General features: G+C 64.7%; 24 protein-coding genes. 12 read left to right on the top strand and 12 right to left on the bottom strand.

The features are described from left to right. Positions 1–75 precede the first annotated feature (75 nt). The 5 genes from QCE49_RS31495 to QCE49_RS31475 all read left to right on the top strand — a co-directional run bounded on the left by QCE49_RS31495 (position 76) and on the right by QCE49_RS31475 (position 5,661). Complete coding sequence (locus QCE49_RS31495; protein ID WP_235366202.1) at positions 76–531, top strand: sorbitol dehydrogenase family protein; 456 nt, start codon at positions 76–78, stop codon at positions 529–531. Between the two features lie 36 nt (positions 532–567). Beyond that, on the top strand, positions 568–2,163 hold the full coding sequence (locus QCE49_RS31490) for a GMC family oxidoreductase (protein ID WP_250459075.1): 1,596 nt from the start codon (positions 568–570) through the stop codon (positions 2,161–2,163). Further along, positions 2,160–3,368, top strand: coding sequence for a cytochrome c (locus QCE49_RS31485; protein ID WP_250459077.1), 1,209 nt, complete (start codon positions 2,160–2,162; stop codon positions 3,366–3,368). The genes QCE49_RS31490 and QCE49_RS31485 overlap by 4 nt, the downstream gene beginning before the upstream one ends. A 153-nt stretch (positions 3,369–3,521) precedes the next feature. Next, positions 3,522–4,259 carry a metallophosphoesterase gene (locus tag QCE49_RS31480; protein WP_081851854.1) on the top strand — a complete coding sequence of 246 codons (738 nt, stop codon included), beginning with the start codon at positions 3,522–3,524 and terminating at the stop codon, positions 4,257–4,259. Between the two features lie 73 nt (positions 4,260–4,332). Then, a complete protein-coding gene (locus QCE49_RS31475) occupies positions 4,333–5,661 on the top strand; it encodes a DNA topoisomerase IB (protein ID WP_250459079.1) in 1,329 nt (442 codons plus the stop codon). 13 nt (positions 5,662–5,674) lie between these two features. On the opposite strand, the gene QCE49_RS31470 is transcribed toward QCE49_RS31475, so the two are convergent. The 3 genes from QCE49_RS31470 to QCE49_RS31460 form a co-directional block, all read right to left on the bottom strand. After that, positions 5,675–6,406, bottom strand: coding sequence for an RES family NAD+ phosphorylase (locus QCE49_RS31470; protein ID WP_008354001.1), 732 nt, complete (start codon positions 6,404–6,406; stop codon positions 5,675–5,677). Then, positions 6,406–6,843 (bottom strand): MbcA/ParS/Xre antitoxin family protein, encoded by a 438-nt coding sequence (locus tag QCE49_RS31465; protein WP_008353999.1) that lies wholly within the window; start codon positions 6,841–6,843, stop codon positions 6,406–6,408. Before QCE49_RS31465 ends, QCE49_RS31470 begins: the two co-directional genes overlap by 1 nt. A 93-nt stretch (positions 6,844–6,936) precedes the next feature. Continuing rightward, positions 6,937–7,209 (bottom strand): DUF2866 domain-containing protein, encoded by a 273-nt coding sequence (locus tag QCE49_RS31460; protein WP_008353997.1) that lies wholly within the window; start codon positions 7,207–7,209, stop codon positions 6,937–6,939. A 276-nt stretch (positions 7,210–7,485) separates the two neighbouring features. Between QCE49_RS31460 and QCE49_RS31455 the strand changes: the two genes are divergently transcribed. Further along, entirely contained in the window at positions 7,486–7,710 is a 225-nt protein-coding gene (locus tag QCE49_RS31455) for a hypothetical protein (protein WP_008353996.1), read from the top strand. Positions 7,711–7,727: 17 nt separating this feature from the next. Next, the gene (locus tag QCE49_RS31450; protein ID WP_008353995.1) at positions 7,728–8,036 is read left to right on the top strand and encodes a hypothetical protein; all 309 of its coding nucleotides are present in this window, start codon (positions 7,728–7,730) and stop codon (positions 8,034–8,036) included. A gap of 82 nt (positions 8,037–8,118) precedes the next feature. Here QCE49_RS31450 and QCE49_RS31445 read toward each other — a convergent pair whose 3' ends face one another. Next, the gene (locus QCE49_RS31445) at positions 8,119–8,277 is read right to left on the bottom strand and encodes a DUF3309 family protein (protein ID WP_008353994.1); all 159 of its coding nucleotides are present in this window, start codon (positions 8,275–8,277) and stop codon (positions 8,119–8,121) included. A gap of 318 nt (positions 8,278–8,595) precedes the next feature. Beyond that, positions 8,596–10,182 carry an inorganic phosphate transporter gene (locus tag QCE49_RS31440; protein ID WP_250459081.1) on the bottom strand — a complete coding sequence of 529 codons (1,587 nt, stop codon included), beginning with the start codon at positions 10,180–10,182 and terminating at the stop codon, positions 8,596–8,598. A gap of 182 nt (positions 10,183–10,364) precedes the next feature. Here QCE49_RS31440 and QCE49_RS31435 point away from each other — a divergent pair, with 182 nt between their 5' ends. Both QCE49_RS31435 and QCE49_RS31430 read left to right on the top strand, forming a co-directional pair. Beyond that, positions 10,365–11,822, top strand: coding sequence for a CHAD domain-containing protein (locus QCE49_RS31435; RefSeq protein ID WP_250459083.1), 1,458 nt, complete (start codon positions 10,365–10,367; stop codon positions 11,820–11,822). Positions 11,823–11,860: 38 nt separating this feature from the next. After that, on the top strand, positions 11,861–12,685 hold the full coding sequence (locus QCE49_RS31430) for a TOBE domain-containing protein (RefSeq protein WP_034471893.1): 825 nt from the start codon (positions 11,861–11,863) through the stop codon (positions 12,683–12,685). A 29-nt stretch (positions 12,686–12,714) separates the two neighbouring features. On the opposite strand, the gene QCE49_RS31425 is transcribed toward QCE49_RS31430, so the two are convergent. Beyond that, the gene (locus QCE49_RS31425) at positions 12,715–13,401 is read right to left on the bottom strand and encodes a phosphatase PAP2 family protein (protein WP_033536080.1); all 687 of its coding nucleotides are present in this window, start codon (positions 13,399–13,401) and stop codon (positions 12,715–12,717) included. 332 nt (positions 13,402–13,733) lie between these two features. Here QCE49_RS31425 and QCE49_RS31420 point away from each other — a divergent pair, with 332 nt between their 5' ends. Beyond that, positions 13,734–14,894 (top strand): PHB depolymerase family esterase, encoded by a 1,161-nt coding sequence (locus QCE49_RS31420; protein WP_008353987.1) that lies wholly within the window; start codon positions 13,734–13,736, stop codon positions 14,892–14,894. 139 nt (positions 14,895–15,033) lie between these two features. Continuing rightward, on the top strand, positions 15,034–15,207 hold the full coding sequence (locus tag QCE49_RS31415; RefSeq protein ID WP_008353986.1) for a DUF3563 family protein: 174 nt from the start codon (positions 15,034–15,036) through the stop codon (positions 15,205–15,207). Between the two features lie 70 nt (positions 15,208–15,277). Here the strand turns inward: QCE49_RS31415 and QCE49_RS31410 are convergent, their stop codons facing one another. The 5 genes from QCE49_RS31410 to QCE49_RS31390 all read right to left on the bottom strand — a co-directional run bounded on the left by QCE49_RS31410 (position 15,278) and on the right by QCE49_RS31390 (position 18,724). After that, complete coding sequence (locus QCE49_RS31410; RefSeq protein WP_175982510.1) at positions 15,278–15,697, bottom strand: organic hydroperoxide resistance protein; 420 nt, start codon at positions 15,695–15,697, stop codon at positions 15,278–15,280. A gap of 131 nt (positions 15,698–15,828) precedes the next feature. Then, positions 15,829–16,290, bottom strand: coding sequence for a MarR family winged helix-turn-helix transcriptional regulator (locus QCE49_RS31405; protein WP_033536081.1), 462 nt, complete (start codon positions 16,288–16,290; stop codon positions 15,829–15,831). Positions 16,291–16,394: 104 nt separating this feature from the next. Beyond that, positions 16,395–17,216 carry a BPSS1780 family membrane protein gene (locus QCE49_RS31400; protein ID WP_250459085.1) on the bottom strand — a complete coding sequence of 274 codons (822 nt, stop codon included), beginning with the start codon at positions 17,214–17,216 and terminating at the stop codon, positions 16,395–16,397. A gap of 8 nt (positions 17,217–17,224) precedes the next feature. Further along, positions 17,225–18,193 carry a homoserine kinase gene (locus QCE49_RS31395; RefSeq protein ID WP_250435473.1) on the bottom strand — a complete coding sequence of 323 codons (969 nt, stop codon included), beginning with the start codon at positions 18,191–18,193 and terminating at the stop codon, positions 17,225–17,227. A 120-nt stretch (positions 18,194–18,313) separates the two neighbouring features. After that, on the bottom strand, positions 18,314–18,724 hold the full coding sequence (locus QCE49_RS31390) for a hypothetical protein (RefSeq protein ID WP_008353979.1): 411 nt from the start codon (positions 18,722–18,724) through the stop codon (positions 18,314–18,316). Between the two features lie 231 nt (positions 18,725–18,955). Between QCE49_RS31390 and QCE49_RS31385 the strand changes: the two genes are divergently transcribed. Continuing rightward, entirely contained in the window at positions 18,956–20,482 is a 1,527-nt protein-coding gene (locus QCE49_RS31385; protein WP_008353978.1) for an AMP nucleosidase, read from the top strand. Positions 20,483–20,539: 57 nt separating this feature from the next. On the opposite strand, the gene QCE49_RS31380 is transcribed toward QCE49_RS31385, so the two are convergent. Continuing rightward, on the bottom strand, positions 20,540–21,289 hold the full coding sequence (locus tag QCE49_RS31380; RefSeq protein ID WP_008353977.1) for a TIGR00730 family Rossman fold protein: 750 nt from the start codon (positions 21,287–21,289) through the stop codon (positions 20,540–20,542). Between the last annotated feature and the right edge of the window lies 1 nt (position 21,290).

The raw sequence follows: 21,290 nt of genomic DNA, 5'->3' as shown, positions 1-21,290 counted from the left end.
AGGCATCGCCCGACGCTGCGATTATTGCCCGATCGCCTTTCAACAAGCTGAGTGCCAGAGATGACGTCGTTTGCGATGCGAAGGGGAATCATGGCGGGCGCGTGCGCGCTGCTCGTGCCGGCGCGCGCTCAGGAACCGCCCGCGAGCGGAATCGGCGCGTTTCTCGCCGTGTCGATGAAACTCACCGGCCGCACGCACTTCGATCCGCTTCTCGCCGAACGCGTGCACGCGGCGCTCGTCCGGCACGATGCGGACTTCGCCGCGAAGATCGCCGCGCTCGACAAGTGGATCGCGACGCACGGCGGCACGCCCACCGACATCATCACCGCCGCGCTCGAAGCCACGCGTCCCGAGCTTGCGAAGACGGTCGGCAGCGTGATGCGCGCGTGGTATCTCGGCGTCGTCGGCGAGCCGCCGCATGTCGAAGTCGTTGCGTACGAACGCGCACTGATGTTCGATCCCGTCGGCGACATGCTCACGGTTCCCTCATACTGCCGCGGCGAGCCGGCCGACTGGGCGAAGAAGCCCTGAGCGCCGCGCATCGCCATTCAAGACAAGGGCACGCGCATGGCGGGTTCCACTTCGGCGGACGTCGTGGTCGTCGGCTCGGGCGTGGCGGGCAGTCTCGTCGCGTACCGGCTGGCGAAAGCGGGCGCGTCGGTGATTCTGCTCGAAGCCGGGCCGCGTCTTGCGCGCTGGCAGATCGTCGAGAACTTTCGCCGCGCCGCCGACAAGCGCGATCTCTGCGCGCCGTATCCGCTCGTGCGTCACGCGCCGCGCCCCGAGCCGATGAATCCCGGCGCCTATCTCGTCGATCGCGGCGCGACGCCGTACCAGCCGCAATATCTGCGGCTCGTCGGCGGGACGACGTGGCATTGGGCCGGCGCGGCGTGGCGCCTTTTGCCTTCTGACTTTCGCGTGAAAACGCTGTACGGCGTCGGGCGCGACTGGCCGTTTCCCTACGAGACGCTCGAACCGTGGTACGGGCAGGCCGAAGCCGATCTTGGCGTCGCGGGACCGGACATCGATCTCGGCTCGCCGCGCTCGACACCTTATCCGATGGACGCGCTGCCGCTCTCGTGGATGGACCGGCGCGTCGCCGAGGCGCTCGGCGCGCAGTCGTATCGCGTGGTGCCCGAGCCGATGGCGCGCAACAGCCGTCCGTACGACGCGCGCCCCGCGTGCTGCGGCAACAACAATTGCATGCCGATTTGTCCGATCGGCGCGCTGTATCACGCAGCGTCGCACGCCGACAAGGCCGAACGCGCGGGCGCGGCGCTCGTCGCGCAGGCGGTCGCGTATCGCATCGAGGCGAACGATCGCGGCGAGATCGTCGCGATCCATTGCAAGGACCCGAACGGCCTCTCGACGCGCGTGACCGGCAGGCGCTTCGTCATCGCGGCGAACGGCATCGAGACGCCCAAGCTGCTTCTGATGTCGACGTCCGCGCGGTTTCCGAAGGGCATCGGCAACGGCTCGGATCAGGTCGGGCGCAATCTGATGGATCATCCCGCCGCGAGCGTCAGCTTTCTCGCCAACGAGGCGCTGTGGCCGGGACGCGGGCCAGTGGAGATGTCGTCGATCGTCGATTTCCGCGACGGGCCGTTTCGCGCGCAGCAGGCGGCGAAGAAGCTGCATCTGTCGAACGCGGCGCCGACGCTCGCCGTCACCCGGAATCTGCTGGATAAAGGGCTGACCGGCGGCGAGCTCGACCGGCAGATTCGCGAGCAATGCGCGCGCAGGCTCACGTTCGGCAGCTTTCACGAGCAACTGCCGTCGAGCGAAAATCGCGTGATGCTGTCGGCGCAAAAGGACGCGCTCGGCTTGCCGCGCCCGGAAATCGCGTATTCGATCGACGATTACGTGCGCAAGAGCGCCGCCGACACGCACGCGCAGTTCGCGCGCATCGCCGGGATTTTCGAGGGCACGGAAATCGAGCACGACGATTCGCTCGGCGCGAGCAGCCACATCATGGGCACGGCGATCATGGGCCGCGATCCGAACGATTCCGTCGTCGATGACGAATGCCGCGCGCACGATCATCCGAACCTTTTCATCGCCGGGAGCGCGGTGATGCCCGCGGGCGGCTCCGTCAACTGCACGCTGACGATCGCGGCGTTGTCGCTGCGGCTCGCCGGCACGATCGAGGCGTCTCTGCGATGAAGGCGCGGCTCGCGTGCCTGATCGTTCTGCTGGCGTGCGCGTCCGGCGCCGCCCAGGCGCAAACCAGAGTCGAGCAAGGCGAATATCTCGTGCGCGCGGGCGGCTGCATGAGCTGCCATACCGCCCGCTCGGAATCCGCGCGGCCGTTCGCGGGCGGCAGGCCGATCCCGACGCCGTTCGGCGACGTGTTCGCGCCGAACATCACGAGCGATCGCGAAACGGGCATCGGCGCATGGACCGACGCGCAGTTCATCCGCGCGATGCGCGAGGGCATCGGCAGGAACGGCGAGCGGCTTTATCCCGCGTTTCCGTACACGTCGTACACGCTGCTTTCCGACGCCGATCTGCTCGCGATGCGCGCCTATCTCGCGACCGTGCCGCCCGTGCGGTCCGCGACGCCGCGCAACACGCTCGCGTTTCCGTTCGATCAGCGCTGGCTCATGGCGCTGTGGAATCTTCTCGAGTTTTCGCCGCGGCGCTTCGTGCCCGATCCGTCGAAGAGCGCGGAGTGGAATCGCGGCGCGTATCTCGTCGAAGGGCTCGGGCATTGCGGCGAGTGCCACACGCCGCGCAACCGCATCGGCGGGCCGATGGCGAGCAAGCGGCTTGCCGGGGCGACGGTCGCGGGATGGCAGGCGGGCAATCTGACGCCGGATCGCGTCGCGGGCATCGGCGCGTGGCGCGACGACGAACTGCTGCGCTTTCTGTCGACGGGCGCCGCGCCCGGCCGTGCCTATGCGCTCGGACCGATGGCCGAAGTCGTCGCGACTGGCACGCAGCATCTGACGCCCGCGGATCTGCGTTCGATGATCGTGTATCTGCGCGCCGTGCCGCCCGTCGCGGCGAAAGACGCGCGCGTGAGCGACCCGGCGCGGGCGGACACGACATCGATCGATTCGGAAGGCGCGCGTCTTTACGCCGCCGCGTGCGCCAGTTGCCACGGCGCGACAGGCGAGGGCAGCAAGCCGTTTCCGCCGCTCGCGCGTGATGGCGGCGCGGCGGCGGCGAGCAATCTCGTTCTCGTGATCCTGCGCGGCGTGAATCGCAAGACCCGCGATGCGCACGCGCTGATGCCCGCATTCGACGCGCAATTCACCGACGAGCAGATCGCCGTTCTGAGCAACTTCGTGACGCGTCAATTCGGCGATCCACGCGCGTCGATCGATGCGAAAGCCGTCGCGCGGCTTCGCGTCATCGAGCAATAACTGCGGTTGCAAAAGGCCGGGAACAGCACTTTTTACGTCGACCGGACGCGCCCCGGTAACGCCGCTGTAACGAGTGTGCGCGCGGCTTGCGTATTGCTTGCAAAAGCGATCCACCCCGCACACGGCGTCATTGACGAGCGCTATCATCGGCGCATGAATGGTCCTACCTATCCTATCGTCTGCAGGCATCCCGCCAATGATCTCGGCCGCGATTTCGTGGTCGGGGATCTGCACGGCTGCGTCGATGCGCTGCGTTATCTTCTGCACGAAATCGGTTTCGACGGCGCGCGGGACAGGCTGTTCTCCGTCGGCGATCTGGTCGATCGCGGCACGGATTCGCTCGCGGCCATCGATCTCATCGACAAGCCGTGGTTTTATCCCGTGCTCGGCAATCACGAGGATGCGCTGATCGCGGTCGCGACCGGCGCGATGCGCCGTCAGTCGTGGTACGCGATCGGCGGCGCGTGGGCTGAAACCGTCCCCGACGATCAGCTTGCCGCGCTCGCCGCGCGGCTCTCGACGCTGCCGCTCGTGCGGATCGTCGGCGAGGGCGAGCGGCGCTTCAACGTGCTGCACGCGGAGTTCTTCGGCAACGACGCCGAACTCGATGCCGGCGACTATCACGAAGACGTCCGCGGGCAGATCCTTTGGGGCCGCAGCCTTGCGCTCGGTCACGCGGACCCCGGGCTGCAATTCGGCCTGTCGCCCACTTACTGCGGCCATACGCCGACGCGCGCGGTGAAGCAGATCGGCTCGCAGATTTACATCGACACGTGCGCGTTCGCGCCCGAAGGCCGGCTCACGATCGTGCAGGCCGGCACCGACGAGCGCTGGTCCGTAAAAGAGCGCTGGGCGTCGTCCGAAGGCGCGCGCGAACTCGCGCTGCCGTGACTCCGGTGCAACGCGGCACGCACGTTGCTCGAATCTTCGCCATCGATAGAAGACCAATCAGGCGAGGCGCGCGGTGGCGAAAATCGGAACGAACAACGAGACAGGCGGCGGGGCCGGCGACCGCCTGACGGCCGACGTGCAGGGCTGCCCGGATGATTTGCCGCCCGGCCTGCGCTACGTGGACGATTCGCGGCGCGGCTATACGCGCGAATGGATCGACGGCGCGTTCGCGTACTTCAACACGCAGGGCAAGCGCATCGACGACGAAGCCGAGATTCGCCGCATCAACGCGCTCGCGATTCCGCCCGCTTACACCGATGTGTGGATTTGCCCCGACTCGCGCGGCCATCTCCAGGCGACCGGACGCGATGCGCGCGGTCGCAAGCAATATCGCTATCACCCGCAATGGCGCGAAACGCGCGACGCGAACAAGTACGAACGCATGCTCGCGTTTTCGGCGGTACTGCCGAAACTGCGCTCGCGGGTTACGCGCGATCTGGCGCTCGACGGCATGCCGCGCGACAAGGTGCTCGCGACCGTGGTGCGTCTGCTCGATACGACGCTGATCCGCGTCGGCAGCGAGGAATACGCGCGCGAAAACCGCTCGTACGGCCTGACGACGTTGAGAAAGCGGCATTTGAAAGTGTCGGCGGGAACGTTGCGGTTCAAGTTTCGCGGCAAGAGCGGCATCGAGCACGATGTCGCCGTGAGCGACGCGCGGGTCGCGCGCATCGTCAAGCGCTGCATGGATCTGCCGGGGCAGGATCTCTTCCAGTATCTCGATGAGGACGGCGAGCGCCATTCGGTCTCTTCATCCGACATCAACGAATATCTGCGCGAGATCACCGGCGCGGATTTCACGGCGAAGGATTACCGGACGTGGGCGGGCAGCGTGTTCGCGCTCGCGGCGCTGAGAAAGCTGAAATGGGAGACGGTGACCGAGGCGCGCAAGCATGTCGTCGGCACGGTGAAGGAAGTCGCGCAACTGCTGCGCAATACGCCCGCCGTGTGCCGCAAATGCTATGTGCATCCGGCCGTGATCGAGGCGTTCGAAGCCGGCGAGCTCGCCGAATCGATGCCCGCGTCGCGCCGTCACGGTCTCAAGACCGATGAAGCCGCGCTCGCGATCTTCCTCGAAAAGGAAGCGAAACGCCGCACGCGCGAGGCGGCGCGCAAGAACCGCAAAGGCGCGACGCCAAGCGACGCGCGCCTGACCCGGCTGCTCGGCGAATCGAGCCGCAAGGCGCGCGCGGGTGCGCTGAAATCGAGCGGCAAGAACGCGGCGTCGCAGGCGCTCGAGCAGGTCGGCAAGAAAACGGCGAGAAAGGCGGCGCGCCCGGCGTCGAAGAAGCTCTCGCGCACGCGCACCGAAACGGCTGTGGCGATCGGCTCGGGAAGGTGAAACGTTTGCCCGTTCAGCCGACCTGATTCAGCTCGAACACGTAGTCGATCGCCTCGCCGTTCCAGTTGTATTCGAGATACGCCGCGTGCCGGCAGTCGCGCAGCATCGTCGTGCGCAGGGCGGCGAGGCATTCGCCCTGCGGATCGCGCACCGAGGGATACACGATCCCCGGCGCACCGGCCGCCCGCACCGCGCGTCCGAGCGCCTTGCCCGGGCCGTAGTCGTCCGGCGCGAGGATGCGCGGATCGAGGCCCGTTCGCGCGATCGCGTCGCCGCGCAGATCGACGACATCGCCGTGCGCCCGCACTGTGTAGAGACGCATCTGCTGGCGCGTCGGCGCTTCGTTCGTCGCGGCGAGAAAAAGCCCGGAGTGATAGCGCGTTTCCGCGATCGCCGTCTGCCGCTCGCGGCCGCAGTAAAACACGCCGTAGCTGCCGTCCGAGAAACGGCTGCCGTTCGGATTCAGATGCGTGAACGCCGCCATGATCGGCCCGCAGCCCGGCCCGAAACAGCGCTCTTCCGCGGGCACGAGATCGAGTTCGCCGATTTCGGTGCGCAGGCGGTCGTTGGTCATCGCCTCCAGTGCGTAGAGCGCTTCGAAATCCTGCGGTGACGCCACGCGATCGAAGAGATTGACGGCAGGAAAGCGCGTGGGAATCACGCGATACGCCGGCGACCAGTCGAGCAGACTGTGCGGCCACTGTTCGCGCCAGTTCGGTGTGTCCTTGCTGAATGCAATTCCCATCACGCCCAGCCGCCTCGCATCGCGTCGAGATATTGGCGCACGGCAACGAGATCGCTGATATTGCCCGCCAGCAGCCGATCGAGCGCCGGACGCCCGCCGAACGGCGGCGCGGCATTGGGGCGGCGGATCCAGGTATCGGCGGCTTTCGGATCGGGGAGAAGGATTTGCAGCGCCTTGTAGATGCCGAGAATCAGCGAAAGGCGCTCGAGCGTGTCGCGAGCGAGGCGGGCGGATTCGGGGTCCTGCTTCCATTTGAAATAGGTGGAGCGCCCCGGCGAGCCGAGCAGCGTGATCTGCTCCTCGGCGGATAGCGCCCAGTCGCGGGCGATATTGAAGAAGGCGCGTAGACCGGCAGCGGATAGATCACCCGAATCCAGCGCCGGACGCGGCACCGGACGGCCGGCCGACGCATGTTCGGCGCGTGCGGCGTTGGGCATGTCGTTAAGTCTCCAAAGGAACTTTGCAGTAATATTAGTCCACATTTGGATTAATGCAAGCCCGCCATGCGCTTTTTGACTCGAAGCGCCGGATCAGTCTTCGTCGTCGGTCGGGCCGTAGCGGCGGCCCGGTACGTGGGATTTGAGCGCATCGGCGATTTGCGACGGCGTGCAGTCGGCGGGAAAGACGCGTCGCTGCACGCGCTGGTCGGTCTTCGACGCCCATTCGACCATTCGGTAAGGCGCGCCCCACGGCGGCTCGACCGGCAGGGAAAGACGGCATTCGCGCAGGGTGAGCGCGTATTGTTTGCGCATCGTCGGAGCGAGATTGGCGAAGCTGCGGCGCGCGGCGGTGTTGGCTGGCATGGCACGTTCCTCACGGTGATGGCTCGGCCGTCCGGTGCGGACGGCGGCAACGGAGCCGGATCGCGAGACGAGTGTGTCGGCGCAGAATTAAGAGGGACTTAATCGCGCGCGACGCCGCATCGATGCGCGGCAAAACGCCGCTGCACGCCGCCGAAGGCCGATGCATGCGCCGGTCAAGAGGCGCTTCGGCATTTTCGCCACGACGCGCGCCGCCTGTTTGCCGCGGCGTCGGCTTACTGTATATTCGTACAGCTTGTCCGCAACAGGAGCTCGCCGATGAACCCACGCAACGATCCGCTCGAAGCCGCTGCGCTCGAACGTTTCATGCGCGCGACGCGCGCGGTCAACGCGGCGTTCGACGCCACGCGCGGCGAGCCGGATTTCGAGCGGGACGGGCGCTCCGTCGCGCGCTCGATCGAGCGTCTCGACGCCGCGTTGCTCGAGCTGGAAACATCCGAGCAGACGCTCGACGCCATCCTCTCGCGCAGAGCGGGCCACTAACCGTTGGAGCGAATCACTTGAAGCGCGTATTCCTGATCGTCGTTCTTCTGATCGGCTCGTCGTCGCTTTTTGCGGCCGAGCGCTACACGGAAGTCTGGAATCCTCCCGAAGCACAGTCCGTCAAGGGCAAGAGCAAGACGCACGCGGCGCCGCAGACGGCAGCCAAAAAGAAGCACAAGAGCGCCACGTCCGTGAAGCAGGTCGCCGATAAAGCCGCTATCGAACAGGCGCCGGTCACGCCGCGTTCGAAGGCATCGTCGCCGAAGCAGAGCGAGCCGGTCATCCCGCGCAAGATCGAGCCGAACGGCCAGGTGATGCGCGTCTAGACCGCGGCCGCAATCGACAAAAAGGGGCGTCCCGCCGGGAGCGCCCCTTTTTTCTTACGCGGCCAACAGCAGCCGCGCGATGTCACAACCGACCCATCAGCAACAGAACGATCACTACGATCAGCACGACGCCGACGATCCCGCTCGGCCCGTAGCCCCAACTGCGGCTGTGCGGCCAGGAAGGAATGGCGCCGATCAAGAGCAGGATCAGGATGATCAGCAGTATGGTTCCGATCGTCATTTCGACTTCTCCTTATTCAAATGATCGCGTGACGGATCGGCGTCCGGCGCAGCCTCCCAACTGTCATCGACAGTCATGCGCCGAAGGAGCGGCGGTTCGTGGCCGCCGGCACGATCAGTCTTGCGATCGACGACTGCATACGAGCAATGGCCGTGCCAGTAGCGACGAAAGCCCGCGGCATCAGGCATTGCGGGCAGTGAGCGAACGTGCGCCAGCGCAGACGAATGTCGAAAAGGAGAGGCGAAACGAGGCGGGACGGGCAAAACTTGCACGGCGCGCGAAAGCCTTCGCGCGCCGCTTTTTACGCAAGCGATCCGCTCAGAATAGGCCGCGGAACGCCCAGAACAGCAGGCCCGCGAGCGCGATCGAAACCGGCAGCGTCAGGATCCACGCGAGCGCGAGGCTGCGCACGGTGCGCCATTGCAGGCCGGAGCCGTTCGCGGCCATCGTGCCCGCGACGCCCGACGACAGCACGTGCGTCGTGCTGACGGGCAAGCCGTAGACATCGGCGGCGCCGATGGTCAGCATCGCGACGAGTTCCGCCGACGCGCCTTGTCCGTACGTCAGATGCGTCTTGCCGATGCGCTCGCCGACCGTCACGACGATCCGCTTCCACCCGACCATCGTGCCCAATCCGAGCGCGACGGCGACGGCGACCTTCACCCACGTCGGGATGAACTTCGTCGCGTGGTCGAGCTGCTTCTTGTAGTTGCCGAGCACGGCGTCGTCGTCCTTGGAAAAGGCGGGCGCTTTCTGCTTCTCCATGATGCGCAGCGCCTCCGACGCGATGTACATCTCGTTGCGCACGTTGCGGACGTTGCCCTGCGGCACTTCGGCCATCGTTTGGCTCGGGCGGATCTGCGCTTCGATCGAGTCGACGACGCGCTTCAGCGACGCGATCGTGTCCGGCGCGAGCGTCTTCGTCTGCACGTATTTCTCGACCTGGGCGCGCGCGTCGGCGGCGGGCGGAGCGCCGTTGCTGTAGCGCTGCAATACGTCCGATGCGCTGCGGCTCACCGCGACGAACGTCTGCGTTTCGCTCGCCGTCACGGCCTTGTTCAGCGCGTAGGCGGTCGGCACGGTGCCGATCAGGATCAGCATGATGAGGCCCATGCCTTTCTGGCCATCGTTCGAGCCGTGCGCGAACGACACGCCCGTGCATGTCAGGATCAGCAGACAGCGGATCCAGAACGGCGGCGGCGTGTTCTTCTCCGGCTCTTTGTAGAGCGCGGGCACGCGCACGACGAGCTTCAGCACGTAAAGCAGAAAACCCGCGAGGATGAAGCCGACGAGCGGCGAAAACAGCAGCGACTTGCCGACGGACATCGCCTGGCTCCAGTCGACGCCCGACGTGCCGTTCGTGCCGTGCAACATCTGGTTCATGAGGCCGACGCCGATCACCGAGCCGATCAGCGTATGCGAACTCGACGACGGCAGGCCGAGCGCCCAGGTGCCGAGATTCCAGATGATCGCCGCGATGAGGAGCGCGAAGACCATCGCGAAGCCCTGCGAACTGCCGACGCCGATGATCAGTTCCACCGGCAGCAATTGCAGGATGCCGAACGCGACCGCGCCGCTCGAAATCAACACGCCGATGAAATTCCATGCTCCCGACCAGACTACCGCTAAGTTTGGCGTCAACGAGTGCGTGTAAATTACAGTGGCGACAGCATTCGCCGTGTCATGAAAACCGTTGACGAATTCGAAGCCGAGCGCAATCAGGAGCGCGACGCCGAGCAGAATGTATGGAAACGCCGACGATTCGCGAACCGGCGCGAGATCTTCGAGCAGATGCAGGACGCAGTACGCCGCGCCCGCGCCGATGGCAAGCAGAAAGAGCAGTAGCGCGAGGCGTTGTCCGAGCGTGCGGCCCGTCTGGGATTGAGGAAAGGCAATCTGGTTCATGAACGCGTCCTTGGGGCTGGTCCTGCGCGAGGTCGTATCGGAAAGGTGAAAAAGCAGACGAGAAGCGTTTCAGAAGCTCAAATGGGCATGTTTCCCGGCGCGTGTGTCGATTTCATGAATCGGGAAACGGCAGCCATTTCGTATGAATTGACGGGCGGCGTCAGATCGCCCGGGGAGACTTCATGACGATGTGGATCGAGGTGACGCTGCACGCGCATCGATCGGACGATGGAGCCGAGGACGCGCTGCATCGCGTGGCCGCAATCGCGGGCGCGGAACCCGTCCGGACGCGCTTCACGACGCGCGAGATTCCGCTGAAAACGCCGCGATGGCGGTTGTCGATCGAAACGCTCGAGGGCGCGCGCACGCTGTGCGCCGTGCAAAAAGAGAGCGTGCCGATGCCCGGCTTCACGCGCTATCGGACTTTCGCGCGGCCCGCGGGTGAGGATCTGGCGGCGTCGCTGGTCGAATTCGCGCATGCCGACGACGCGCTCGCCGAGCCGCTCGCGAACGCGCATCGGGATATGGCGGCGGACTCGGAAGCCGGGCGCGAGATCGAACGCATCGAATGGCGCGTCGATGCCGGCGGCGCGGACATTCTCGCGTCGCTCGAAACTTCGGAAGAGGAACCGCCGATCTTGCGGCTCGCGGCGCCCGCGGTGAACGGCGCGCTGGACGCCGTCTTCGGGCTCGCTGGCGAGGTGATCGACGCCGCGCCGTTTTTCATCGCGCCGGACGACGAGCACGCATCGCAAGCGGAACCTGTGCATGCCGCGAAACTCGGCCTGCCGCGCACGGCGACGCGCCGCGAAGCGTTCGTCGCCATCGCGGCGTCGGTGGCGGGGCAGTGGTTCGGCAACGCGGCCGCGTCGCGCGCGGGTCTGGGCGACGAGCACGTGCATCAGTTGCGCGTCGCGCAGCGTCGGCTGAAGACGCTGCTGAAGCTCTTTCGCGACGATATCGACGACACGTGGAATGCGCGCATCGCGCCCGATCTGAAGTGGTTCGGCGACCTGCTCGCCGATGCACGCGACTGGGACGTCTTCACCGACAGGACGCTGCCTGCCTACGCCGAATCGGACGACGACGCCACGCGCTGGCAACCGGTCATCGCCGCTGCGGACGTGAAGCGCCGCGTCGCGCGCGACAAGGTGCACGACGCGCTGGCGTCGAAGCGCCATGCACGCCTGATGCTCGCGTTCGTCGAATGGCTCGCGCGGTTCTCATCGCAGGAAGACGAGTCGCCGATGCGCTTTGTCAGCTTTGCCGAAAAACGCATCCGCAAGGACTACCGGCGTATCGCGCGCGCGCCCGATCTCGCGTCGCTCGAAGCGCATGAGCGGCATCGTGTCCGCATTCATGCGAAGCGCCTGCGATATGCGCTCGAATTCTTCCGCTCGGTGACGTCGCGGAGAACGCGTACCGACACGGCGAAGCTGCTCGGCGAATTGCAGACGGTGCTCGGCGAAGCAAACGATGCAGCCGTCGCCGCCGATCGGCTCGCGGCGCTCCCCGAAGCCACCGATTATCAGCGCGGTTTCGCGCGGGCCTGGGGTGCGGCGTCGGCGCGCAAGGACGCGCGCGAAGGCGAGCGGCTGCTGCGTTCGATGCACCGTCCGCGTGTGAAGGCATCGATATAATCCGTCCCATTGTTTCAGCACGATCACAGAGGCTAGAGATGAGTAAAACAGCACCGTCGAAGGTGCGCGATCCGCTGGAACTCGGTGGCTCCGTATGGCTGCGCAGCGGCACGGAGACGCTCGGGGGCGCGGCGCGCATTGCGCTTCTGGCCGCGATCCGCGACACGGGATCGATCACCGCCGCGGCGAAGGCCGTGGGCATGAGCTACAAGGGCGCGTGGGACGCCGTCGACACCATGAACAACCTTGCCGGCGAACCGCTCGTGACCAGCGCGGCGGGCGGCAAGGGCGGCGGCGGCACAACGCTCACGCCATCAGCGTTGCGTCTCATCGACACGTATCACGCGATCGAACGCGAGCATCGGAAATTTCTGGAACGGGCGGGCGCGGCCATCGAAGGCTTCGCCCACGATTGGGAACTGATCGGAAGATTGGGAATGAAAACAAGCGCACGCAACCAACTGGCCGGCAAGGTGACGAAGGTCACGCGTGGAGCGGTGAACGACGAAATCGAACTCGGCTTGCCCGGCGGGCAGACGATCGTCGCGGTCGTCACGCACGAGAGCACGCAGGCGCTCGGCCTGAAGGAAGGCAGCGATGCGTTCGCGCTTATCAAGGCGTCGTGGGTCATGCTGATGGAAGACACCGGCGCAAAGCTGTCGGCGCGCAACCAGTTGCGTGGCACGGTTGCCAGTCTGACGAAGGGCGCGGTGAACGCGGAGGTTTCGCTGTCGCTCGACGGCGGCACGACCATCACCGCGATCATCACGAACCAGAGCGCGGACACGCTCGGCCTGACGCAAGGTCAGAAGGCCGTTGCGGTGATCAAGGCGTCGAGCGTGATTATCGGCGTGAACGATTAAGGCATCATGCAGTGAACGCAGCGGCCGCGTCAGGCGGCCGCGCGGTCGTCCTGCGGCAGTTCAGTGCGGCGTTCCGGCGCGCGAAATTTCTTCGACTTCCAGCTTGCCCGCACATACGGACGCTCGTGGCCCGACAGCCCGAGCGCGATTTCCGTGATCCATTGCTGCGTCGGCACGGGCACGCCGTGCAGCGCCACGACGACCGCCGCGAGACTCGCGGCGACGGGCGCCGGCGCGAGCCTGCCGGACTCGGCGCGCCACGCGAACCACACGAACGCGAGCGCGACGACCGCGCCGAGCGCGCAACCAGCGACCACTTCCGATACCGAATGCGCGTCGAGCACGACGCGCGACACGCCCACCCATACGCCCAGCAACAGACCGAGCGCGACGCCGATGGCGCGCCACGCGCCGCGCGCGGGCAACAGCGCGACGAAAATCGCGACGGGCAGCACCGCTGTGGACATCAGCGCATGTCCGCTGACGCCGGTGAAGTCAAGATGGCGCACGCCGATACCCCAGCCGATAAACGCGATCTTGCTCAACGCGACGAGGCCGCTCGCCGCGCCGAGCAGTGCGAGCCACGCGACAGAATATTTCCATCGATAGCCGACGGCGAGCCATGCGGCGACGATGAGGGCCACCGGCCCCATCACGCCGACGCTGCCGAGCGCGGTCACGGAGATCCAGGCGGAAACGGGTAGGTCTACGGTCATTGGTTTTCTGGGAATAAGGGTTGCTGCAGTGCGGCAGCGGCGAGGGGGCCGTTCTGCCGGCGGCTGGCGCTTCGACACGCTGCCGCAAATTCGCTCCAGTATAACGCTTGGGAACATACTGAATTATCCGACATTGCTTAAAGCGAGTTGACGGTTACATCGCGTAACTATCGTCTAATTTCGGGTATCTTCGCGATTTGCTGTTAATTCATCCCGAGATCTGTACGCTCAAGGCAGGTAATCCAGCCGTTTTGATGTTATTGTGCAATGCACAACACGGCGCGCGTTTTCGTCGCGCCATCCCATTGCATGAAGTGGAGGACCCAGCCGAAATGTCCAAAAGCCTTACCAAGCTCTGGTTGCGCGGCTTGAGACGCCTGGTCGCCGGCCAAGTCGAAGCGATCCGCACACCCAAGCCCCGTGCGGCGGCCAAGCCCGCGCGCGCGAAAACCGTCAAGTCGAAACTGAAATCGGGGGCGTCTGCGAAGGCGGCAACAGCGCCCCGCGCCAGCGCGCGTCCCGTGCCGCGCGAATCGCGTGTGCGTCCGCGCGCGTCGGCGTGGGCGCGCGGGAAGTGGGCGCGCTCGTATCATTCGGCCCCGCCGACGAGCGGCCGCTTCGTCAATCACATGTCCTACGCGCTCTATCTGCCGCCGAAAGCCGGGTCCGAGCCGGTTCCGCTCGTGGTCATGCTGCACGGTTGCAAGCAGAACGCCGACGAATTCGCGCAAGGCACGCGCATCAATCTGCTTGCCGATCGATACGGATTCGCGGTGCTGTATCCGGAGCAATCGAAGCACGATCACGCGCATCGCTGTTGGCGCTGGTATGACGATTCCGGTAGCGCCGGCGGTGGCGAAGCTGCGTCCGTCGTCTCGCTGGTGAACGCGATGGTCGAGCAGCACGATCTGGATCCGGAGCGCGTCTATCTTGCGGGCATGTCCGCCGGTGCGGGACTCGCGGCGCTGCTCGCCGTGCGTTATCCGCACGTGTTCGCGGCCGTCGGCCTGCACTCGGGCGTGGTGTTCGGCGAGGCGCGTTCGGCCATCGGCGCGATGGACGTCATGCGCCGCGGCGCGCGCAGCGATCCCGTCACGCTCATCGACGCGGCTGTCGACGTTCGCGATTATCCGGGCATGCCGGCGATCATCGTGCACGGAGAACTGGATTCGGTGGTCGCGGCCGCGAACGCCGAGCAGCTCGCCAAGCAGTTCCTGCGGCTGAACGGCTTCATCGACGCCGCAGGCAATCGCCGCGCGGGCGAGGCGCGCGAGGAAGCGCATCCGGATGGTGTCGTGACGGACTATTTCAAGAACGGCCGACGTGTGGTGAAGACGTCGATCGTGCGCGGCCTGGGCCATTCATGGGCCGGCGGCGATGATACCGTCGCTTTCCACTCGTCCAAAGGACCGGATTCTTCAGCGGTGATGTGGGAGTTTTTCAAGCACCAGCGGCGTCCGAGCGAGGCCGCGCGCGATGCGTACGTCGCCTGACGCCGGGCGCGCCGTGTTGCAGGTGTTGCAATTTAGTCTTTAGTATCAGCGTTCTAGCGATTAGGGCTGGCGTTGGATCAGGGATTACCCTATAATCCGGTTCATAGGTAGTAACCCCAGTATTCAAGCGAGGCCCACCATGTTCCTGCTCAGCCGCATTTTCCTGTTCCTGACCAAATCCGCCGACGAACGCGATCGCGCGCGCGACGACGCTTATCTCGCCGAAGCCACGGACATCTACGATCTCGAATATCGTATGAAGAAGCTGGATCAGCGTGCTACGGCGCGTCACCCGGCGTGGATGTCCAACTAAGCTCTGCCTTCGACGGTTCTGAAACATGCCGGCCTTTTAGGCCGGCATTTTTGTTTCCGCTCGCGTCGTCTCAGACGAGCTTCACGCGCACATCCACGTTGTTGCGTGTCGCGTTCGAGTACGGGCAAACCTTGTGTGCTGCATCGACCAATGCCTGAGCGTCGGGCGCGTCGAGGCCCGGCAGCGACACGCGCAGCTCGATATCGAGCTTGAATCCGCCTGCATCGTTGGGACCGACGCCCACGTCCGCCGTTACGCTTGTATCGGCCGGCACTGCGCGCTTTTGCTGACCCGCGACGAACTTCATAGCTGAGAGAAAGCAGGCGGAATAGCCCGCAGCGAACAATTGCTCGGGATTCGTACCCGGTGCGCCCGTTCCGCCCAGTTCCTTGGGCGCGCTCAACTTCACGTTCAATTGCTCGTCCGAGGAAATGGCGCGGCCATCGCGTCCACCGGTGCTGGTTGCCGTCGCCTTGTACAGGATGCTCATCGTTTCTCTCCTTATGTTTCGGTTGTCAGATCAATGTTGCGTTCACCACGGCGTAAATATATCGCGCTATTAATTAGCGTGCAAATTAAAATTCGACGATGGGGCCGTTAGCGTGTTGCTATCGGTTCGGATCAGTCGTCGATGTACTCGCCGAGGGAGGCGCGCAGCCGCACCAGATCGTTGCGCAGACGCAGCATCGCGTCGATGTCCGAACCGGAGGCGCAGTAGATTTCGCTGGGAATCGCGCGGGCGGCTTGTTTCAGCGCGGCGCCGGCGTCGGTCAGTCGGATGTGAACCTGGCGCTCGTCTTCCACGCCGCGCACGCGCTCGACATAGCCCTGCGCTTCGAGACGCTTGAGAAGCGGTGTCATCGTCGCGGAATCGAGCGAGAGACGCGCGGCGATTTCCTTGACCGTGAGGTCGTCGGATTCCCAAAGCACGAGCATCGCCAGGTATTGCGGATACGTCAGCCCGAGCTTCTCCAGCAGCGGCTTGTACGCCTTCGTCATCGCGAGCGAAGTCGAATAGAGCGCGAAGCACAACTGCTGATCGAGTTCGAGCGGAAACTCAGGCAAAGCGTTTGACGAGGTCATGACAGAGGCGCGGCGAAAGGCCGGGATGGCCGATCTCGCTAGTGTACGTGCAATGCTTCGCGCACGAATCATCGCCGCGCCCGTTCGAAGAGCGCGGCATCCGGTCAAGCCTTGGGCGTGCCCGGTGCGTCGGGAATGTCCGGCGAATCGGGGGACTGCACGCCGAAACAGCCGCGATAAGTCGCGTAAAACGAGCAGTACAGCGCGGTCGTGACGATGATCGATGCCGGCATCAGCACCGCGAGCGCCATTTCCTGTCCCACGCCGAGCGCCTGCATCAGCGTGGTCAGGCCGAACGAGACCGCGAGCGCGATCAGGATCCACAGCACGCCGTAAAAAATGAACGCGCCGCGATTGCGCCAGCACGAGACGAGGCTGAAGAACAGCGCCTTCGCGGGCGGCACGTCGTGCCACGCGACGAGGATCGGCGCGAACCAGAACAGCATCGCGATCGGGACATAGCACGCCATCGCGACGAGCACCGCGAGCGGACTGAAGCTCGCGGCAACCGTTTCCGGATCGCCGCTCGGGCCGTCGCCCATCATGATGCTGAGCAGCGTGCCGCCATCGACGAGCGCCGACGCCATGAAGATGACCATCATCGCGACGATGTACAGCGCGCCCAGCGCGAGCAGCCTGCGCGCGACGACGCTGCCGTACGAGCGGAATCCGTCGACGAGAATGGTCGGCCAGACGGGCTTGCCCGCGATCGTGTTGCGGCACGCCGCCATGAAGCCGACCGCGACCCCCGGAATGAACAGCAGCGGCAGCAACGGGCCGACGAGCGGCACACGGGAGATCAGCGTCATCACGAACAGATACGCGAAGAACACCGTGAGGAAGGCAAACGGGTTGCGGCGGAACAGCCAGATGCCCTGACGGAACCACACGTAGCCGGTCTTGGCCGGAACTTCGATCAGTCGCATGTTGCTGGTTATCGATTGGCGGGAGAAGCGGCTTTGACGCGTTCGCGCAGAATGCGTTCGAAATGGCCGGGATCGTGCGCTTTGAGCATTTGCGCTTCGCGCGGGCGATGAAAGTCGAAAAGGCGCGAGACCCAGAAGCGCATCGCGCCGGCGCGCAGCATGTCGTTCCAGTGACGCTCTTCGGCGGGCGTGAACGGACGCACCGTCTGATAGGCGCGCAGCATCGCATCGACGCGCGCGGGATCGAGCACGCCGGTGGCGAGATCGATGCACCAGTCGTTGACCGTTACGGCGACATCGAACAGCCACTTGTCGACGCCCGCGAAGTAGAAGTCGAAGAAACCGCCGAGGCGCGCGTGCCCGCGGCCGTGCGCGAACAGCACGTTGTCGCGGAACAGGTCGCAATGGCACGGGCCTTCCGGCAGCGACGCGTAATCCGCCGAGCCGAAAAATTCAGCCTGATGCGCGAGTTCGTCTTCGAACAATGCCCGCTGCTCGCCGCTTAAAAATTCGGCGATCGACGGCGCCTTCTGCTGCCACCATGAAAGGCTGCGCAGATTCGGCTGATGCTGCGCAAAGTCGCGCCCCGCGAGATGCATGCGTGCGAGCATCTGCCCCACTTCGATGCAATGCGCGGACGTCGGCGCGAGTTCGGGCGCGCCTTCGAGCTTCGTCACGATCGACGCGGGCTTGCCATGCAGCATGCCGAAGAGCGAGCCGTCGCGGCGCGGCATCGGATCGGGCACCGGCACGCGATGCGAAGCCAGATGGCGCATCAGATCGAGATAGAACGGCAGTTGCGTTGCCGTGAGATTCTCGAAGATCGTGAGCACGTACTCGCCGTGCGTCGTCGTGAGAAAGAAATTGCTGTTCTCGATGCCCGACTGGATGCCGCGAAATTCGACGACATCGCCGAGATCGTAGTCTTGCAGCCAGTCGCCGAGGTCGGCGTTGGTGACGGGAGTGAAGACGGCCATGCGGGAAACGTCGGTCAGGTTGGACGGCCAGGAAGAGGCCGGTGAACGGTGGCGCCGGGCATGCAGCCACGGTGCCGCGACCCGCCCGGAAAGAGCGGGTCCGAAGCCATCTTTAAGTGATCAGTAATGCAGGTTGATCGACGGCAGGCGCGTACTGGCCTTGCCGTTGTCGCGCACTTGCGGCGACGTGTCGGCGGGCGCGCTCATCTGATAGCGCGTGCCGAAATTGGAACGCACGTCGATTTCGACGGGCTTGCCCTTGTCGCGGAACTCGGTGATCTCGGTGCCGTTGGTGCTCAGCTCGTGATAGCTCGGTGTGCGCGGCGGCGAAATCTCGACTTTCGAGCTGACGTTCGCGGGCGGACGGTTGATGGATTTCAGATCGGGCAGGCCCGCCGCTTCTTCCGGCGACATTTTCTGCACCGCCGGTTGGGGTTCTGCGTTCGCGGCTTGCTGCGCCGGCTGCGCGAATGCGCCGAAGCTTGCTGCGGCGAGGACTGCCGCGGCGGCGGCGCAAAGGTGCGGCTTCATGATGGTTCTCCAGGCGATGGCCGGATTCTAACAAAACGGTTGCTGACTGAGCGGCGCGCGCGCAGCCAACGCCTTATTTTGCGCCGCTTTCGCGAAATTTGACTTCGAACGTCAAAAACGTGTTGCGAGGTGTGATCGCACGCACTCACGTGAGGAGGGACTTCATGGTCCGCACATTCTTCCGTGTTAATGTCGATTCATTACGAGGGCATCGAAGAAAGACACAAGATCATGACAAACGACCGGACTCAAAGCACGCAGGGCACGCCTGCCAACGATTTTCCGACCGAATCCTTCGAAGATCCCGCTGCGGCGGTCGCGCGTCTGTCGGCGATCTATGAAGCGAATACCGCATTTCTGCGCGATGCATTCGCGCGCTATCGCCGCAACGAGCAGTTCACGCATCGCGTGCGCGCGTGCTATCCGTTCGTGCGCGTGCGTACCGAGCTCAACTCGCAGATCGATTCGCGGCGCTCATATGGCTTCGTGGCGGGGCCGGGCATCTACGAAACGACGCTGACGCGTCCCGATCTTTTCGGCGATTACTATCGCGAGCAATTGCGACTGCTGACGAAGAACCATCACGTCGGGCTCGAAGTCGGTGTGTCGGCGCATCCCATTCCGATTCACTTCGCGTTCGCGGAAGGCATCCATCTCGAAGGCGATCTCGATCGCGACCGGCTGCTCGCGATGCGCAATATCTTCGATACGCCCGACCTCGCGCTGCTCGACGATCGCATCGTCAACGGCACGTACGAGCCGGGGCCGGGCGAGCCGCACCCGCTTGCGCTCTTCACGGCCGCGCGCGTCGATTTCTCGCTGCATCGGCTGAGGCATTACACGGCCACGTCGCCCACGCACTTCCAGAATTACGTGCTGTATACGAACTACCAGTTCTATATCGACGAGTTCGTGAAGCTCGGCCGCACGATGATGTCGCGCGCCGACGACGAGGAAACGCGCGCGTATCGCAGCGCGTATTCATCGTTCGTCGAACCGGGCGATGTCGTCACGTACAACGCGAATCTCGGCGAGCAGCCGGAGGAAGGCGCGCAGCCCGCGCGTCTGCCGCAGATGCCCGCGTATCACCTGAAACGCGCGGACGGCAGCGGCATCACGATGGTGAACATCGGCGTGGGGCCGTCGAACGCGAAGACGATCACTGATCACATCGCGGTGCTGCGTCCACATGCGTGGATCATGCTCGGACATTGCGCGGGGCTGCGCAATACGCAGCGTCTCGGCGATTACGTGCTGGCGCACGGCTATGTGCGCGAGGATCACGTTCTCGATGACGATCTGCCGCTTTGGGTGCCGGTGCCTGCGCTCGCGGAAGTGCAGGTTGCGCTGGAGCGCGCGGTGGCGCAGGTGACGCAGCTCGAAGGCGTCGAACTGAAGCGCGTGATGCGTACGGGCACCGTCGCGAGCGTCGATAACCGCAACTGGGAGTTGCGCGATCATCGCGAGCCGGTGCGGCGTTTGTCGCAAAGCCGCGCGGTGGCGCTCGATATGGAGAGTGCGACGATTGCGGCCAATGGATTCAGATTCCGCGTGCCGTACGGAACGCTGCTATGCGTGTCCGATAAGCCGCTGCACGGTGAATTGAAGCTGCCGGGAATGGCGGATCAGTTCTATCGCGCGCAGGTGGATCAGCACTTGCAAATCGGCGTCAAGGCGATGGAACTGCTGCGCGAGAATGGGTTGTCGAAGCTGCATTCGCGGAAGTTGCGCAGCTTCGCGGAAGTGGCGTTTCAATGATGCCTTCTGCGTGAGACGATGCGAGCGGTTCATGAAACCGCTCGCATCGAGTCTCGATTAAAGATAGAACATCCGATCCTCATCCGACTTGCTCTCAGCCGGCTGTTCGACCGATTCCTCGCGATCCTCATAGAAGCGCAACACGGCTTCGAGCACCTGATCCGGATCGTCGATGACTTGCATCAGGTCGAGATCCTTTTCGCTGATGACGCCATTGGTCAGCAACGTGTTCTTGAACCAGTCGAGCAGGCCGGCCCAGAACTCCGCGCCGACGAGCACGATCGGAACGTGACGTGACTTCTTCGTCTGGATGAGCGTGAGCACTTCCGCGAGCTCGTCCAGCGTACCGAAGCCGCCCGGCATCACCACGACCGCGTCCGAGTTCTTCACGAACGTGACCTTGCGCGTGAAGAAGTGACGGAAGCGGAGCGAAATGTCCTGCCACTGATTGCCCGATTGCTCGTGCGGCAACTCGATGTTCAAGCCGACCGAAGGCGACTTGCCCGCGTGCGCGCCTTTATTCGCCGCTTCCATGATGCCCGGCCCGCCGCCGGATATGACGGCGAAGCCCGCGTCGGAGAATTTCTGCGCGATTTCGATCGTGAGTTGATAGTACGGCGACTCCGGTTTCAGACGCGCCGAACCATAGATGCTGATGGCAGGGCGGATCTCCGAGAGGTACTCGGTCGCCTCGATAAACTCTGCCATAATCGTGAACATCTGCCACGATGCGCGAGCCTTCTTGGCCGTCGCGCGCTCTTGATCTGCGAGCGATCGCAGACTCGGAATCACTTTTCTCTTGTTCATA

Origin of the sequence: Caballeronia sp. LZ008 (assembly GCF_031451435.1) — a bacterium.
In the GTDB taxonomy this organism is placed as follows: Bacteria; Pseudomonadota; Gammaproteobacteria; order Burkholderiales; family Burkholderiaceae; genus Caballeronia; species Caballeronia zhejiangensis.
Note: the sequence above shows the minus strand (reverse complement) of the source record. Positions and strands in the feature narration are given on the sequence as shown.